This window comes from Streptococcus parasanguinis (assembly GCF_001578955.1).
GTDB lineage: Bacteria > Bacillota > Bacilli > Lactobacillales > Streptococcaceae > Streptococcus > Streptococcus parasanguinis_U.
On sequence record NZ_KQ969690.1, the window covers coordinates 31,332 to 46,913 of the forward strand.

At 42.0% G+C, this 15,582-nt stretch carries 16 protein-coding genes and 1 other annotated feature; of the genes, 14 read left to right on the plus strand and 2 right to left on the minus strand.

Annotated features, from left to right (window positions below; all coding sequences use genetic code 11):
• The first annotated feature begins 112 nt into the window (after nt 1-112).
• From SPADD19_RS03955 to trpB, 4 genes are all read left to right on the plus strand, one after another.
• Nucleotides 113-688, plus strand: a complete 576-nt coding sequence (locus SPADD19_RS03955) for a YutD family protein (protein ID WP_045759156.1) — start codon at nt 113-115, stop codon at nt 686-688.
• 6 nt (nt 689-694) lie between these two features.
• Nucleotides 695-1,783 carry a dual-specificity RNA methyltransferase RlmN gene (gene rlmN / locus SPADD19_RS03960; RefSeq protein WP_003005918.1) on the plus strand — a complete coding sequence of 363 codons (1,089 nt, stop codon included), beginning with the start codon at nt 695-697 and terminating at the stop codon, nt 1,781-1,783.
• Complete coding sequence (locus tag SPADD19_RS03965) at nt 1,770-2,297, plus strand: VanZ family protein (RefSeq protein ID WP_045759157.1); 528 nt, start codon at nt 1,770-1,772, stop codon at nt 2,295-2,297. Before rlmN ends, SPADD19_RS03965 begins: the two co-directional genes overlap by 14 nt.
• Before the next feature lie 67 nt (nt 2,298-2,364).
• Nucleotides 2,365-2,600 (plus strand) — a binding site (T-box leader).
• A 121-nt stretch (nt 2,601-2,721) separates the two neighbouring features.
• Nucleotides 2,722-3,909: a tryptophan synthase subunit beta gene (gene trpB / locus SPADD19_RS03970; RefSeq protein ID WP_049474407.1), complete on the plus strand. Its 1,188-nt coding sequence runs from the start codon at nt 2,722-2,724 to the stop codon at nt 3,907-3,909.
• 7 nt (nt 3,910-3,916) lie between these two features.
• Here the strand turns inward: trpB and SPADD19_RS03975 are convergent, their stop codons facing one another.
• A complete protein-coding gene (locus tag SPADD19_RS03975) occupies nt 3,917-4,576 on the minus strand; it encodes a prepilin peptidase (RefSeq protein WP_021152758.1) in 660 nt (219 codons plus the stop codon).
• A gap of 87 nt (nt 4,577-4,663) precedes the next feature.
• On the opposite strand from SPADD19_RS03975, the gene SPADD19_RS03980 reads away from it, so the two are divergent.
• On the plus strand, nt 4,664-4,882 hold the full coding sequence (locus SPADD19_RS03980; RefSeq protein WP_003017930.1) for a YqgQ family protein: 219 nt from the start codon (nt 4,664-4,666) through the stop codon (nt 4,880-4,882).
• Nucleotides 4,882-5,265 (plus strand): rhodanese-like domain-containing protein, encoded by a 384-nt coding sequence (locus tag SPADD19_RS03985; RefSeq protein ID WP_021152760.1) that lies wholly within the window; start codon nt 4,882-4,884, stop codon nt 5,263-5,265. Before SPADD19_RS03980 ends, SPADD19_RS03985 begins: the two co-directional genes overlap by 1 nt.
• Nucleotides 5,266-5,308: 43 nt before the next feature.
• Here the strand turns inward: SPADD19_RS03985 and SPADD19_RS03990 are convergent, their stop codons facing one another.
• Nucleotides 5,309-6,034 carry a 16S rRNA pseudouridine(516) synthase gene (locus SPADD19_RS03990; RefSeq protein ID WP_061455288.1) on the minus strand — a complete coding sequence of 242 codons (726 nt, stop codon included), beginning with the start codon at nt 6,032-6,034 and terminating at the stop codon, nt 5,309-5,311.
• 178 nt (nt 6,035-6,212) lie between these two features.
• On the opposite strand from SPADD19_RS03990, the gene typA reads away from it, so the two are divergent.
• The 8 genes from typA to SPADD19_RS04030 all read left to right on the plus strand — a co-directional run bounded on the left by typA (nt 6,213) and on the right by SPADD19_RS04030 (nt 15,533).
• On the plus strand, nt 6,213-8,060 hold the full coding sequence (typA, locus tag SPADD19_RS03995) for a translational GTPase TypA (protein ID WP_003017941.1): 1,848 nt from the start codon (nt 6,213-6,215) through the stop codon (nt 8,058-8,060).
• Nucleotides 8,061-8,083: 23 nt separating this feature from the next.
• On the plus strand, nt 8,084-8,338 hold the full coding sequence (locus SPADD19_RS04000; protein WP_003017963.1) for a DUF3165 family protein: 255 nt from the start codon (nt 8,084-8,086) through the stop codon (nt 8,336-8,338).
• Between the two features lie 83 nt (nt 8,339-8,421).
• Nucleotides 8,422-9,771 carry a UDP-N-acetylmuramoyl-L-alanine--D-glutamate ligase gene (gene murD / locus SPADD19_RS04005; RefSeq protein WP_061455289.1) on the plus strand — a complete coding sequence of 450 codons (1,350 nt, stop codon included), beginning with the start codon at nt 8,422-8,424 and terminating at the stop codon, nt 9,769-9,771.
• Between the two features lies 1 nt (nt 9,772).
• Nucleotides 9,773-10,855, plus strand: coding sequence for a UDP-N-acetylglucosamine--N-acetylmuramyl-(pentapeptide) pyrophosphoryl-undecaprenol N-acetylglucosamine transferase (locus SPADD19_RS04010; RefSeq protein ID WP_061455290.1), 1,083 nt, complete (start codon nt 9,773-9,775; stop codon nt 10,853-10,855).
• Nucleotides 10,839-12,050, plus strand: a complete 1,212-nt coding sequence (locus tag SPADD19_RS04015; protein WP_061455291.1) for a cell division protein FtsQ/DivIB — start codon at nt 10,839-10,841, stop codon at nt 12,048-12,050. The genes SPADD19_RS04010 and SPADD19_RS04015 overlap by 17 nt, the downstream gene beginning before the upstream one ends.
• A 142-nt stretch (nt 12,051-12,192) precedes the next feature.
• A complete protein-coding gene (gene ftsA / locus SPADD19_RS04020) occupies nt 12,193-13,581 on the plus strand; it encodes a cell division protein FtsA (RefSeq protein WP_003017956.1) in 1,389 nt (462 codons plus the stop codon).
• Between the two features lie 15 nt (nt 13,582-13,596).
• A complete protein-coding gene (ftsZ, locus tag SPADD19_RS04025) occupies nt 13,597-14,862 on the plus strand; it encodes a cell division protein FtsZ (RefSeq protein ID WP_061455292.1) in 1,266 nt (421 codons plus the stop codon).
• Nucleotides 14,863-14,864: 2 nt separating this feature from the next.
• Nucleotides 14,865-15,533, plus strand: coding sequence for a YggS family pyridoxal phosphate-dependent enzyme (locus SPADD19_RS04030; RefSeq protein WP_061455293.1), 669 nt, complete (start codon nt 14,865-14,867; stop codon nt 15,531-15,533).
• Nucleotides 15,534-15,582: the final 49 nt, after the last annotated feature.

The window sequence follows — 15,582 nt, forward strand, 5'->3', positions numbered from 1 at the left end:
TCTTTTTGCTCTCAAAGGAATTTCAACTCTTTTCTAGTCAAATCTGACGCAAGTCATCAAATTTATGATAAAATAAAGTGTTACAGTAAATAGATTTTGATGAAGGAACACTATGCGAAAAGAGATTGACCCTGAATTATATAATTACAATAAATTTCCTGGACCTGTCTTTCATCAGGTAGGAGACCAAATCCGTTCAGAAAACCTCTCCTTTGAGCTGTTGAAAAATGAGAAGGAAGCTTTTGATGCGACTGTTTTTGGTCAGCGATTTTCTGAGATTTTAACCAAGTTTGATTACATTGTTGGTGATTGGAGCAATGAGCAGTTGCGCTTGCGTGGCTTCTATAAGGAAGAGCGCGATGTTGCAACGATGGATAAATTAAGTCGCTTAGACGATTATTTGTTAGAATATTGTAGCTATGGTTGTGCTTATTTTGTCCTTGAAAATAAGGAACCTCATCGTGCTTCCTTTGATAAGAAATCACCGGTCAAAAAAGCTCAATCAGAAGAAAGAGAGCCTAAGAAGCGTTCGCGCAATCGCAAACAAAAAGATCGTTTCCAAAAACGAGAACGCGACAAGGGACAACCAGCGAAAAACTCGAAAAAAACAAGACCGTCTGCTGAGACCAAAAAGACAACGAAAACAGACAACAAACGTCATTTTGTGATTCGACAAAAAGAGGAGTAAGAAAGAATGAAACCATCCATTTATAGTTTAACACGCCAAGATATGATTGATTGGGCGGAAGAAAACGGCGAAAAGAAATTCCGTGCAGCACAAATCTGGGAATGGCTCTATCGCAAACGCGTCCAGTCCTTCGAAGAAATGACCAACCTTTCTAAGGACTTGATTGCAAAGTTAAATGATCAATTCGTCGTCAACCCACTCAAGCAACGAATCGTGCAAGAGTCAGCAGATGGAACGGTCAAGTATCTTTTTGAATTACCAGACGGCATGTTGATTGAAACCGTCTTGATGCGTCAGCACTACGGTTTATCTGTCTGTGTAACGACTCAGGTAGGATGCAATATCGGTTGTACCTTCTGTGCTTCTGGTTTGATCAAAAAACAACGCGATTTGAACAATGGGGAAATCGTGTCTCAAATCATGTTGGTCCAAAAATACTTTGACGAGCGTGGCCAAGATGAACGGGTCAGCCATATCGTTGTCATGGGAATCGGAGAACCATTTGACAACTATAACAATGTCTTGAAATTTATCCGGACGGTCAACGATGACAAGGGATTAGCGATTGGTGCTCGTCATATTACCGTGTCTACTTCTGGTTTGGCTCATAAAATTCGTGACTTTGCAAATGAAGGTGTGCAGGTCAATTTGGCAGTGTCTCTTCATGCACCAAACAATGACTTGCGCTCTAGCATCATGAAGATCAACCGGGCCTTTCCAATTGAAAAATTGTTTGCGGCGATTGAATACTATATTGAGACTACGAACCGTCGGGTGACCTTTGAGTACATCATGCTCAATGAAGTCAATGATGGGGTCGAGCAAGCCTTAGAGTTGGCAGAATTGCTCAAGAATATCAAGAAATTGTCTTATGTTAACTTGATTCCTTACAATCCTGTCAGTGAGCATGACCAATATAGCCGGAGTCCAAAAGAACGGGTCATGGCCTTCTATGATACCTTGAAAAAACAAGGTGTTAACTGTGTAGTGCGTCAAGAGCACGGTACAGATATTGATGCTGCCTGTGGCCAATTGCGTTCAAATACCATGAAACGGGATCGGGAGAAAGCGATTGTTGAACATGCGCAACCTTAAACAAGGGCTGATCGATCATACAGAACTAACAAAAAGAGGAAGAAGGCTGTTACGGAGTGGCAGCTTCTTCTATTTTATCCTCTTGTGTCTGATGTGTTTTTTGCCCCAACAGCCAGAGCCAGGTATGGAAACACCGGGTATTCAACATTTCGGTCGTATCGTCGTCCTGCTGGTTCCTCTTAATTCGGTGATGAATCTTGGTCAGATCACCAGTGTCCTCCAACTCATTAAGGTCATTCTCCAAAATATAGCCAATATCTTTTTGTTAAGCCCGCTGGTCTTTCAACTTCTCTGGCTATGGCCCTGGTTGAGGAGCCGCAAACGGGTCTTGTGCTTCGGCTTTGCGATGAGCTTGTGGATTGAATGCAGCCAAGTTCTGTTAGATCTCTTGTTTGATGCCAATCGTGTCTTTGAGCTAGATGATTTGTGGACCAATACCTTAGGGGCTTATCTGGCTTATCTAGGCTTTCAGTATTGCAGAGCACGATTGCTAGCAAAAAATGGTGAAATGTAAAATCCGAACATTTTAACCACTTTTTAAAATTTTTGTTGACAAAATCAGAAGCGGGAGCTATAATAGCTTCAAGACATCAGAAAAGTAGAGATTTTTCTCACTTCCAGAGAGCTTGTGGTGATTGCGAACAAGCAGTGGTGAATCTTGAAATGGGCTGATGCGTTTATGATAATGAATTTGAAACAATAAAAATTCGGTGAGCACACCTTATCGTGCACCCTGTTGTTAGACAGGTCAGAGATGTAGGAGAAAAAATAGCTTCCTACAATTGAGGTGGCACCGCGGTATCGAATCGTCCTCACACAGATTTTTCTGTGTGAGGTTTTTTGTATCTCATAGGAACCCAGTGAGACTGCAGCTCAAAGGGCCCGCGAGAGAAAAAGATCATAAACAAGATTGAAGATAGAGAAAAGAGGACACAATCATGACAGAAACAAAAGGCTATTTCGGACAATTTGGTGGATCTTTCGTACCAGAACCCATTCAAAACTTGCTCAATCAATTAGAGGAAACCTTTGAACAGTATAAAAATGATCCAGAATTTATCGCAGAATACAAACATTATTTGAAAGATTATTCTGGACGCGAAACACCACTCTACTTTGCGGAAAGTTTGACAGATCATTTAGGTGGGGCAAAAATTTATTTGAAGCGCGAAGACTTGAATCATCTAGGTTCGCATAAATTAAATAACGTCTTGGGGCAAATCCTCTTGGCTAAGCGCATGGGCAAAACTCGCGTGATTGCTGAAACAGGAGCAGGTCAACACGGTGTGGCTACAGCAGCTGCGGCAGCTAAGTTCGGTATGGCCTGTGATGTCTACATGGGGGCAGAAGACGTGGAACGCCAACGCTTGAATGTCTTCCGCATGGAAATGATGGGGGCAACCGTTCATGCGGTTGAAACCGGGACTAAGACCTTGAAAGACGCCGTTGATGCTGCGTTTGGAGCATGGATGGCGGATCTGGATGCCTTTTACGTTTTGGGTTCTGCTGTTGGCCCTCACCCTTACCCAACCATTGTGCATGAATTCCAAAAGGTGATCAGTGAAGAATCTAAACGTCAAATCTTGGAAAAAGAAGGTCGTTTGCCGGATTATGTGATTGCCTGTGTCGGTGGTGGCTCTAATGCCATCGGTGCCTTTTCTGAATATGTCGCAGAAGAGGAAGTCGGCTTGATTGGGGTAGAAGCAGCTGGTCATGGCTTGGATACCGATCAGCACGCAGCGACTATGACCAAAGGGACTATCGGAGTGGTTGATGGTATGAAGACCTATGCAGTCTTTGGCGAAGATGGAAAAGTAGCGCCAGTGTACTCGATCTCTGCTGGTTTGGACTACCCAGGGGTTGGTCCAGAGCATGCTTTCTTTAAAGATTCTGGTCGTGTCGAATACGTAGCAGCAACAGATGATGAAGCAGTAGAAGCTCTTCTTCTTCTCAGTAAGACAGAAGGGATCCTCCCAGCTATTGAAAGCTCACACGCGATTGCAGAAGCAGTCAAACGTGCTCCGCAATTGGATAAAGACAAGATCATCATCATCAATGTTTCCGGACGTGGGGACAAGGATGTGGCTGCCATCGCCGATTATCTAGAAGCGAAGGCTGCAAAATAAAAAGAATTTATCTGCAAAACATCGTATAAAGCAGTAAAGCGTGATAACTGAGAAAGAGACAGGGAACAAAGGGAATCCGGTCTCTTTCTTTTTTGAGAGCAAAGACGAGAATGCCTAAGATGGATGCGATCTGAATGAGAATGAGGATCTGGGTAGAAGAAAAGGTCAGCGAAAAGGTAGCTAGTAAGAGAAAATCTCCTGCTCCCATTCCGATAAAGAAAAAGTGAGCTCCGATTGCAAGGAGTAAGAAGATCAGCATGAGGAGATTACTACCGGATAAAAAGAGGACCAGGGCATGGAGACAGCACCAGATGAATAAAGGGTATTCCATAAAGCGAAGGTCATAGATGGCTAAAACGGCAGCTCCCAGTAGTGTTAGAAGTTGAGGCAGAGAAAAGAAACCATTGGCGTAGGCTAAAAAGAGCAGGCCACTCCAGACCTCAAAAAGGCAGTACCAAAATGGGTAGGTCTGATGACAATAGCGACAGCGAAAACGATGGAGTAGTTGCGAGATAATGGGGATGAGATCCCAAACTCCAAGGACGTGCTGGCATTGATCACAATGACTGCGAGGAGCGAGAATGGATTGGTTTGGAAAACGATCGACAACTAGTCCCAAAAAAGAGGCGATGCAAGTACCGATGGTAAAAAAATAAAAGTTGATCATACTTATTTATTCGTAAAGCAATCGGAAAATTTCATCATTTGCTTGAAAATCTTGTAAAGCCTTTCTAAATTTGATACAATAATGAACATGAAAAACCTGTATGATGTTCAACAATTTTTAAAACGTTTTGGAATCATCATTTACGTAGGGAAGCGCCTCTATGACATCGAATTGATGAAAATTGAGCTTCAACGTCTTTATGATGCAGGCCTGATGGAGCGGCTCGATTATTTAGAAGCCGATACCGTTTTAAGAAGAGAACACAAGCAAGAATTAGAATTTTTGAAAAAGAGTGAGGTAGAGTGATGGGAAATATCATTGTTTGGTTGGTTATTTTAGGAGCGTTTGGATGGATGGCGTTTAATTATTTCCGCATCCGTAAAGCTGCTAAATTTGTGGACAATGCTACTTTTGAAGAGCTGATTCGTAAAGGGCAGTTGATTGACTTGCGAGAGCCGGCTGAGTTTCATGCCAAGCATATTTTAGGAGCACGCAACATTCCTTCAACTCAGTTGAAATTGAGTCTTGCAGCCTTGCGCAAAGACAAACCAATTTTGCTCTATGAGAATAGCCGTAGTTCTCGAGTAACCAATGCGGCTCTCTTTCTCAAGAAAAAAGGTTATACAGACATTTATGTCTTGTCTTATGGTCTTGATTCTTGGAATGGGAAAGTAAAAAAAGATGCTTAATAAAAAGAGCTCTAACTGCACCAAATGTGTGGTTAGAGCTTTTTTATCTCGTTTTTTCAAGGAAATCTTTGACCCAAGTGAGCTCTACCTCATTCAAAGGTCGGCTTTCGCCAGGGGCTAACTGAGGATCCAAGGTGAAGGGACCAAAAGACAAGCGTTTTAAGGTCAGTACTTTGACTCCAACGGCCAAAAACATCTTTTTCACTTGGTGGTATTTTCCTTCTGAGATCCGGACCTGGGCCTTGCTGTAGCTGGGGTGGCTTTCTAGAATGGTCAAGGAGGCCGGCTTGCAGACAGGGCCGTCTGTGAATGAAATCCCATTCAGAAATTGCTCGATGTGGGCTGCATAGAGCGGACCATTGACTTCTACCTCATAGACCTTCTCCACATGGTATTGAGGATGGAGCAGTTGAAAGCCTAAGGGACCATTATCTGTGATGAGGAGCAAACCACTCGTATCGCGATCGAGGCGACCAAGCGGATAGAGATCTGGGTACTCTTGCTGAGGATCCACTAGATCGATCACCGTTGGATGGTGGGCGTCTCTTTTGGCGGTCACGGCCCCGATTGGTTTATGGAGCATGTAGTAGTGGTGACGCGGTTCTTGAATGATTCGTTCCCCTATTTGAATCTGTTGGAGTCCAGGGTCGATGTTTTGGGATAGCTTTTGAGCTGGTAGGTGATCGACCAAGATTTGCCTTCGGGCTAGAAGTTGTTTGATGTCTTTGCGAGCGTACTGATGGTCTGCCATCAATTGATCTAATCTCATGGGAGCCTCTTTTTCTGAAATTCTTATCATCAGTGTATCATGAAAAGAAAAGGAAATCGAGTCGGAGAAAAGAAATGAAGATGAAAACGTTTACAACTAGCTGAACTGTGTTTTTTAGATAGGACTGTGGTATAATTGTTCAGTTAGAAATATTATTTATAATTTTATAGAGGAAATCATGACAAAATTAAGAGAAGATATTCGTAACGTTGCGATCATTGCCCACGTTGACCATGGTAAAACAACCTTGGTAGACGAATTGTTGAAACAATCGCACACCTTGGATGAACGTAAAGAATTGCAAGAACGTGCAATGGACTCAAACGACCTTGAAAAAGAACGTGGGATTACCATTCTTGCTAAAAATACAGCCGTTGCTTATAACGGAACTCGAATCAATATCATGGACACACCAGGACACGCGGACTTCGGTGGAGAAGTGGAACGAATCATGAAAATGGTGGATGGGGTTGTATTGGTCGTAGATGCCTACGAAGGAACAATGCCTCAGACGCGTTTCGTATTGAAAAAAGCCTTGGAACAAGATCTTGTTCCGATCGTTGTAGTCAACAAAATCGATAAACCATCTGCTCGTCCAGAAGAAGTTGTAGATGAAGTTCTTGAACTGTTCATCGAATTAGGTGCGGATGATGACCAATTGGAATTCCCGGTTGTTTATGCATCAGCGATCAACGGAACATCTTCACTTTCAGATGATCCAGCTGATCAAGAGCACACAATGGCACCGATCTTTGATACCATCATTGATCACATCCCAGCTCCAGTTGATAACTCAGATGAGCCCCTTCAATTCCAAGTATCCCTGCTTGATTACAACGACTTCGTTGGACGTATCGGTATCGGACGTGTCTTCCGTGGTACTGTAAAAGTTGGGGACCAAGTAACTCTTTCTAAATTGGATGGAACGACTAAGAACTTCCGTGTTACCAAACTCTTTGGTTTCTTTGGTTTGGAGCGTCGTGAGATTCAAGAAGCTAAAGCGGGTGACTTGATCGCTATCTCTGGTATGGAAGATATCTTCGTTGGAGAAACGATCACACCGACAGATGCAGTTGAAGCTCTTCCAATCCTTCACATCGATGAACCAACACTTCAAATGACCTTCTTGGTTAACAACTCACCATTTGCTGGTCGCGAAGGAAAATGGGTAACTTCTCGTAAAGTCGAAGAACGCTTGCAAGCAGAATTGCAAACAGATGTCTCTCTTCGTGTTGACCCGACTGACTCACCTGATAAATGGACAGTTTCAGGACGTGGGGAATTGCACTTGTCTATCTTGATCGAAACCATGCGTCGTGAAGGATATGAATTGCAAGTATCTCGTCCAGAAGTTATCATCAAGGAAATTGATGGAGTCAAATGTGAACCATTTGAGCGCGTGCAAATCGACACACCAGAAGAATATCAAGGATCTGTTATTCAAAGCCTTTCTGAACGTAAAGGTGAAATGTTGGATATGATCTCAACTGGTAACGGTCAAACTCGCTTGGTCTTCCTTGTTCCAGCGCGTGGTTTGATTGGATACTCAACAGAGTTCTTGTCAATGACACGTGGTTACGGAATTATGAACCACACCTTTGATCAATACTTACCAGTGATTCCAGGAGAAATCGGTGGACGCCACCGTGGTGCTCTTGTTTCAATCGATAACGGAAAAGCAACGACTTACTCCATCATGTCTATCGAGGAACGTGGTACGATCTTTGTCAATCCAGGTACAGAAGTTTACGAAGGAATGATCATCGGGGAAAACTCTCGTGAGAACGACTTGACCGTAAACATTACGAAAGCAAAACAAATGACCAACGTTCGTTCAGCTACCAAGGACCAAACAGCGGTCATCAAGACTCCTCGTATCTTGACCTTGGAAGAATCTCTTGAGTTCTTGAACGACGATGAGTACATGGAAGTAACACCTGAATCCATCCGTTTGCGTAAACAAATCTTGAACAAAGCAGAACGCGAAAAAGCAAATAAAAAGAAAAAATCAGCAGCTGCTGAATAATACTGAAAGAAAGGAGAAACAAAATGGTCTATTTTATCTTAGGGATTTTGATTCTCCTTTTTTATCTTTTTATGACACCAAAAAGCATCCGTGGCACGTTAGATAGTGTGGTATTGGTTATTTTGATCGTCTCGATTATCGTTCTCACTTGCCTTGCTATTTTTCAAATTTTTCAATTACCATCTGAATTTTTTGTTGGCGCTTTTCTAGCCTCTATTGGTTATCTAGCTTTAGTGGATATTTCAAAAATGACAACCAAACAGAAAAATAAACGATGACGTGATTTTTAAAGCCCTTTGGGCTTTTTAATTTTGCTAAAAAAAGGTAAAATAGAGAGTGATAAAAATGGAGCGAAGAAATCATGAAATTTGTGAAACAATTTGAAAATAAAAAGGTTCTTGTATTAGGTTTGGCCAAGTCAGGCGAGTCAGCTGCCCGTTTGTTGGAGCGCTTAGGAGCGATTGTGACCGTCAATGATGGCAAACCTTTTGAAGAAAATCCAGCAGCACAAAGTTTACTGGAAGAAGGGATTAAAGTTGTGACAGGAGGCCACCCTCTGGAGTTGTTGGATGAAGACTTTGCGGTCATGGTCAAAAATCCAGGAATCCCTTATACGAATCCGATGGTCGAAAAAGCGCTTGAAAAAGGCATTCCAGTCCTCACTGAAGTGGAATTGGCTTATCTGATTTCGGATGCGCCAATTATTGGGATTACAGGATCAAACGGAAAAACGACGACAACAACCATGATCGGGGAAGTCTTGACGGCTGCTGGTCAAGGTGGCCTATTGTCTGGGAATATTGGTTTTCCAGCCAGTCAAGTCGCACAAACAGCGACAGAAAAGGAAGTTCTGGTCATGGAATTATCTTCTTTCCAATTGATGGGAATTGAAGCCTTCCATCCAGAGATTGCAGTGATTACCAACCTCATGCCAACCCATATCGATTATCATGGTTCTTTTGAAAATTATGTAGCTGCTAAATGGAATCTTCAAAAGAATATGACAGAAAAAGATGTCATTGTATTGAACTTCAATCAAGGCTTGGCTAAGGAACTCGCTACAAAAACCAAGGCAAGGGTCCTTCCATTTTCTACAATCGAAAAGGTGGACGGTGCTTATTTGGAAGATGGACTTCTCAAGTTTAAGGGAGAAGTTGTTATGCGAGCAGATGAACTGGGGGTTCCAGGAAGCCACAATGTAGAAAATGCCTTGGCAACGATAGCTGTTGCAAAAGTCCGGGGTGTGGAGAATGAGGTCATTAAAGAAACCTTGTCAGCCTTTGGGGGTGTGAAACACCGCCTTCAATATGTGGACGAAATTCAAGGTGTCAAATTCTACAATGATAGCAAATCGACCAATATTTTAGCAACACAAAAAGCTCTTTCTGGTTTTGATAACAGCAAGGTGATCTTGATTGCAGGAGGGCTCGATCGTGGCAATGAATTCGATGAATTGGTACCTCATATTACAGGTCTAAAGGAGATGGTGATTCTAGGGGAATCAGCTCCACGAGTGAAACGCGCAGCCGATAAAGCAGGCGTCCCTTATGTCGATGCGGCAGATGTAGCAGATGCTACAAAGAAAGCCTTCGACTTGGCTAGACCTGGCGATGTTGTGCTACTAAGTCCTGCCAATGCTAGCTGGGATATGTATCCGAATTTTGAAGTGCGTGGGGATGAATTCCTTGCTACTGTAAAAGGGTTGAAATAAGATGAAAAAAATAATGTTTACTGGTGGGGGAACCGTGGGACATGTGACCCTTAATCTCCTCTTGATTCCAAAATTTATCGAAGATGGATGGGAAGTCCATTATATTGGGGACAAAAAAGGAATCGAATACCAAGAGATCAAAAAGTCTGGCTTAGACGTGCGCTTCCATTCGATTGCAACGGGGAAATTGCGTCGCTATTTCTCTTTCCAAAATATGATGGATGTTTTCAAGGTAGCTTGGGGAACGCTTCAATCCATAGCAATCCTACTTCGTGTGCGTCCGCAAGTTCTCTTTTCAAAAGGTGGATTTGTCTCGGTGCCACCGGTGATCGCAGCCCGTCTCACTCGTGTACCTGTCTATATCCATGAGTCTGATCTTTCTATGGGATTGGCCAATAAAATTGCTTATAAATTTGCTACCAAGATGTACACGACCTTCGAGCAAGCTCATGGTTTGACAAAGAGTGCACATATCGGTGCGGTGACCAAGGTCACAGATCCTGTTTCTCCAACTTCAGAAGTTTTAGAAGAAAAAACAAAAGGATTTCGAAAAGAGTTGCCGACCCTTTTATTTGTCGGAGGATCAGCAGGTGCGCGTGTCTTTAATGAATTTGTGACAGAGCATCAAGCAGAGCTCTTGCAACAATACAATATCATCAATTTGACAGGCGATTCAACATTGAATCAGGCTGAGGGTGGCTTGTATCGAGTAGATTATGTAACCGATCAGTATTTGCCCATGCTCCAGAAGGCCGATTTAGTGGTGACTAGAGGTGGGGCCAATACCTTGTTTGAACTCTTGGCCATGAATAAACTCCACCTGATTGTACCGCTAGGAAAAGAAGCCAGCCGTGGCGATCAGATTGAAAATGCCCAGTATTTTGTGGATAAAGGTTATGCAGAGCAATTGCAGGAAGATCAATTGACGCTCGAAAACTTTAATGAAACCATTCAAGAAATGTTGAAGCAAAGCCAAGTCTACCACCAAGCAATGGAAAAATCGACGGAACTCCTTTCACTAGCCGATTTTTATGGCCTGCTTCAAAAAGATATCAGTAAGGGAAAAGATGACGGACGACAATAAAAAAACACCAACGGATGACAAAATTACAGAATTGTCAGCCTGGCAAAAAAGAAATAAAGAATATTTAGAAAAAAAAGCCCTAGAAAAAACGGAAGAGTCTAAAGCTGTGGAAACTGAAAGAGAAGAAGCAAAAGAAAACGAAGATCTTTCAGAAAAAGAAATAGCTTCTGTCTCAGAGGAAGAAACTGACGAAATAAAAGAGTCTGAAGAGGAAAATAAATCTGAAGTCGAAGAGGATCCAGAAACGGATGGGGAAAGTTCAGATGGAGAAAAGTACGATCCAGCTATAGAGGAGCTAGATCATTTAGAGAAGCAAGTGAAAAAGCCTTCATTTTTTGAACGCTTGAAGACGAAAAAATCGAAGAAGGAACCGGCAGTGGAAAAACGTCATATCTATCGTGCCCTTCCTGTTTTAGTGATTAGCTCGTTGGTTGCACTTCTTTCTCTTTATTTCTTAAGTTCTTTATCTACACAAAAAGTGATTGAATTTTCTGGAAACAAAGTGGTTGACCAGCAACAATTGTATAAAAAAAGCCAGATCAAAGAAGAAGATTATACTCTGACGACCTTTATTCATAAGTCGATTTATGAACAGAATATGAAAGCAGCTAGCCCGTGGATCAAAGAAATACATATGAATTATCACTTTCCAGTGACCTTTAAGGTCAATGTGACAGAACATAAAGTGGTTGCTTATTATGTTACGGGAGAAGATCACTACCCAGTATTAGAAAATGGTGAGGTGGTTGAAATAGTCACTCCAACGTCTGAATTACCGTCTTCTTATATTAGTTTGAAGTTTTCAGATCGGGAATTGATTAGACAATTTGTAAAAGAAATGTCGTCCATTTCCTCTTCAATCACCAATGGTATTGTTTCTGTTGATTTGACACCTAGTAAGGTAACGAAGGATCTGGTGACTATTACCATGAAAAATGAAAATAAAATCTTGGTTCCCATTTCGCAAATTAACCGAAAACTTTCTTACTACAAGGCTATCAGTAAACAATTGGATGATGCTTCAACTATTGATATGGAAGCAGGAATTTTCAGCTATAGCGAACAATCAATCGCGGATGCGAAAGAGAAGGCCGAAAAGGAGAAAGTTGAAGCTTCCGAAAACCAAGGGGAACATTCTGAGGAATCAACGCAAGAGTCAAATACAGAGGAACGGAATCCTTCAGGAAATGACTAAAGCCCATAAATTATCTCAAATAATTAAAGAAAAAATGTCCATTATATGCTTCTTTGTGATATAATGAAGTTTGGATAGTTCTAACCAAAAGGGCTATAAATAGATGTAAAGTGAAAACAAATAAAGAGAGAGGACTGGTGTAATGGCTAGAGACGGCTTTTTTACAGGTTTAGATATCGGTACTAGTTCAATAAAAGTATTGGTGGCAGAACATGTCAACGGAGAAATGAATGTAATTGGAGTCAGCAATGCAAAAAGTGCTGGCGTCAAAGATGGAATTATAGTAGATATCGAAGCTGCTTCAACTGCAATAAAAAATGCAATCAGCCAAGCTGAAGAAAAAGCAGGGATTTCAATCAATCTAGTCAATGTTGGGTTGCCTGCAAACTTACTACAAATCGAAGCAACTCAAGGAATGATTCCAGTCACAAGCGATTCGAAAGAAATCACAGATGCAGATGTTGAAAATGTTGTCAAATCTGCACTCACAAAAAGTATGACACCGGATCGTGAAGTAATCACCTTCATTCCTGAAGAATTCACAGTAGATGGTTTCCAAGGGATTCGCGATCCACGTGGAATGATGGGAATCCGACTTGAAATGCGTGGACTTCTTTATACAGGGCCACGTACCATTTTGCACAATTTGCGTAAAACAGTTGAACGTGCAGGCTTACAAGTTGAAAACATCATTATTTCACCACTTGCTATGATCAAAACAGTCTTGAACGAAGGCGAACGTGAATTCGGAGCAACAGTGATTGATCTGGGTGGTGGACAAACAACAGTAGCATCTGTTCGTAGCCAAGAACTTCAATTTACAAATATTTATCAAGAAGGTGGCGATTACGTTACCAAAGATATTTCTAAGGTATTGAAGACTTCTCAAAAATTGGCGGAAGGCTTGAAGTTCAACTACGGTGAAGCCTATGTTCCATCTGCTGGAAACGAAGTATTCCATGTAGAAGTCATTGGTGAAGTAGAGCCAGTTGAAGTTACAGAAAAGTACTTAGCTGAAATCATTTCGGCACGTATCAAACACATTTTTGAGCAAATCAAACAAGACCTCGAGAGAAGACATTTATTGGATCTTCCTGGAGGTATTGTGATTATCGGTGGAGGTGCGATCCTTCCTGGTGTTGAAGAATTGGCTCAAGAAGTCTTTGGTGTAAATGTAAAATTATTTGTTCCAAATCAAATTGGAATTCGCAATCCAGCCTTTGCCCACGTGATTAGTTTGTCTGAATATGCAGGCAATTTGACAGATGTGGACATTCTTGCTCAGGCTGCTGTGCATGGAGACCAACGTCTTCGCCAGCAACCAATTCAATTTGATCGACCAGCTCAACCTCAAGCACAACCGCAACCTGCTATTCCAGCACAACCGGTAGTACCAGCTTACAATGCTGAAAAGATCGAATCTCCAGTAGCTGCACCAGAAATTCCTGCAGCGAATAGTGATAGCAATCAAGAACAAAAAGCTACATTCACAGACCGAATGAAAAATTTAATCGGTAATATGTTTGATTAAGGAGTGTAAGTATTTATGACATTTTCATTTGACACAGCAGCGGCACAAGGTGCAGTAATTAAAGTAATCGGTGTCGGTGGCGGTGGCGGTAACGCCATCAATCGTATGATTGACGAAGGCGTTGCCGGTGTAGAATTCATCGCAGCTAATACAGATGTTCAAGCACTTTCAAGTGCAAAAGCTGAAACAGTTATCCAATTGGGTCCAAAATTGACTCGTGGATTGGGTGCTGGAGGTCAACCTGAAGTTGGTCGTAAGGCGGCTGAAGAAAGCGAAGAAGTGTTAACAGAGGCTTTGCAAGGTGCAGATATGGTCTTCATTACTGCAGGGATGGGGGGAGGATCTGGTACAGGTGCTGCACCAGTCATCGCTCGTATTGCCAAAGCTGTAGGAGCTTTGACAGTAGCGGTTGTCACTCGTCCATTCGGGTTTGAAGGTTCAAAACGTGGTAACTTCGCTATTGAAGGGATTAACGAACTTCGCGAACATGTTGATACATTGTTGATTATTTCTAATAACAACTTACTTGAAATTGTGGACAAGAAGACTCCACTTCTTGAAGCTTTGAGTGAAGCAGACAATGTTCTTCGTCAAGGTGTTCAAGGGATCACTGACTTGATCACAAGTCCTGGATTGATCAACCTTGACTTTGCAGACGTGAAGACCGTTATGGAAAACAAAGGGAATGCCCTCATGGGTATTGGTGTTGGTAGCGGTGAAGAACGCGTTATCGAAGCGGCTCGTAAAGCAATTTACTCTCCACTTCTTGAAACCACAATCGATGGTGCAGAAGACGTGATCGTCAACGTAACAGGTGGTTTGGATATGACTTTGATCGAAGCTGAAGAAGCTTCAGAAATTGTGAACCAAGCTGCAGGTCACGGAGTGAACATCTGGTTGGGTACATCTATCGATGAAACCCTTAAAGATGAAATCCGCGTGACGGTTGTTGCAACTGGTGTCCGTCAAGACAAGGTAGAACGCGTCAGCGGAATTGCTTCCTCACAACGTCCTTATAAAACAGGACCACGGGAACAACGCCCACAAGCTGCACCATTTGACCGTGAATTTGATTTGAAACAAGATGTTGAATTGCCAGCAACTCCAAGTCGTCCAGCGGTAGAACCAAACCGTGGCTCAGCTTTTGGTGATTGGGATATCCGTCGTGAGAATATCGTTCGCCAAACTGAACCAACATCAACTCATCAAGTTGATCGTTACGTAGATTCATCTTCAGATGATGATGAATTGGAAACACCACCATTCTTCCGGAATCGTTAATCATGAATCTGGTAGAGAATGCTGATCTTGTTCGGCAACAAGTAGAAACTGCAAGAAACAAAGCTAACCGTCAAGATCAAGTCAATGTGATAGCTGTCACCAAGTATGTGGATGTTGCCACAACAGAAGCACTGGTGAAAACAGGGATTCAGCATATCGGTGAAAATCGTGTCGATAAATTCCTAGAAAAGTATCAAGCTCTAAAAGAGTATGAGCTTACTTGGCACTTGATTGGGAGTCTCCAACGGAGGAAAGTAAAAGATGTAATCAATTTCGTCGATTACTTTCATGCCTTGGATTCGGTGAAGCTGGCTCAAGAAATTCAAAAACGAGCAGAACACCCGATCAAGTGTTTCCTCCAAGTGAACATTTCTGGTGAAGAAAGTAAGCATGGATTTGCACCCGATGAACTGGATGATGTTTTAGCGCAAATTGCACAGCTGGACAAAATTGAAATTGTTGGTTTAATGACGATGGCTCCTTTTGAGGCTAGTCAAGAAGAGTTGCAGGATATTTTTTCAAAAACTCACCAACTTCAGAAACAACTAGAAAAGAAACAATTAAAAAATATGCCTTTTTCAGAACTAAGTATGGGTATGAGTCGTGACTTTGAAGTAGCCATTGCGAACGGAGCGACTTATGTAAGAATTGGGACATCATTTTTTAAATAGGAAAGAACTATGTCATTAAAAGATAAATTTAACAACTTTATTGACTACT

Excerpts from the sequence above, each read along its gene's own strand:
- SPADD19_RS03955 (WP_045759156.1), top strand. The coding sequence starts at position 113 with ATGCGAAAAGAGATTGACCCTGAATTATATAATTACAATAAATTTCCT.
- rlmN (WP_003005918.1), top strand. The coding sequence starts at position 695 with ATGAAACCATCCATTTATAGTTTAACACGCCAAGATATGATTGATTGG.
- SPADD19_RS03965 (WP_045759157.1), top strand. The coding sequence starts at position 1,770 with ATGCGCAACCTTAAACAAGGGCTGATCGATCATACAGAACTAACAAAA.
- trpB (WP_049474407.1), top strand. The coding sequence starts at position 2,722 with ATGACAGAAACAAAAGGCTATTTCGGACAATTTGGTGGATCTTTCGTA.
- SPADD19_RS03975 (WP_021152758.1), bottom strand. The coding sequence starts at position 4,576 with ATGATCAACTTTTATTTTTTTACCATCGGTACTTGCATCGCCTCTTTT.
- SPADD19_RS03980 (WP_003017930.1), top strand. The coding sequence starts at position 4,664 with ATGAAAAACCTGTATGATGTTCAACAATTTTTAAAACGTTTTGGAATC.
- SPADD19_RS03985 (WP_021152760.1), top strand. The coding sequence starts at position 4,882 with ATGGGAAATATCATTGTTTGGTTGGTTATTTTAGGAGCGTTTGGATGG.
- SPADD19_RS03990 (WP_061455288.1), bottom strand. The coding sequence starts at position 6,034 with ATGAGATTAGATCAATTGATGGCAGACCATCAGTACGCTCGCAAAGAC.
- typA (WP_003017941.1), top strand. The coding sequence starts at position 6,213 with ATGACAAAATTAAGAGAAGATATTCGTAACGTTGCGATCATTGCCCAC.
- SPADD19_RS04000 (WP_003017963.1), top strand. The coding sequence starts at position 8,084 with ATGGTCTATTTTATCTTAGGGATTTTGATTCTCCTTTTTTATCTTTTT.
- murD (WP_061455289.1), top strand. The coding sequence starts at position 8,422 with ATGAAATTTGTGAAACAATTTGAAAATAAAAAGGTTCTTGTATTAGGT.
- SPADD19_RS04010 (WP_061455290.1), top strand. The coding sequence starts at position 9,773 with ATGAAAAAAATAATGTTTACTGGTGGGGGAACCGTGGGACATGTGACC.
- SPADD19_RS04015 (WP_061455291.1), top strand. The coding sequence starts at position 10,839 with ATGACGGACGACAATAAAAAAACACCAACGGATGACAAAATTACAGAA.
- ftsA (WP_003017956.1), top strand. The coding sequence starts at position 12,193 with ATGGCTAGAGACGGCTTTTTTACAGGTTTAGATATCGGTACTAGTTCA.
- ftsZ (WP_061455292.1), top strand. The coding sequence starts at position 13,597 with ATGACATTTTCATTTGACACAGCAGCGGCACAAGGTGCAGTAATTAAA.
- SPADD19_RS04030 (WP_061455293.1), top strand. The coding sequence starts at position 14,865 with ATGAATCTGGTAGAGAATGCTGATCTTGTTCGGCAACAAGTAGAAACT.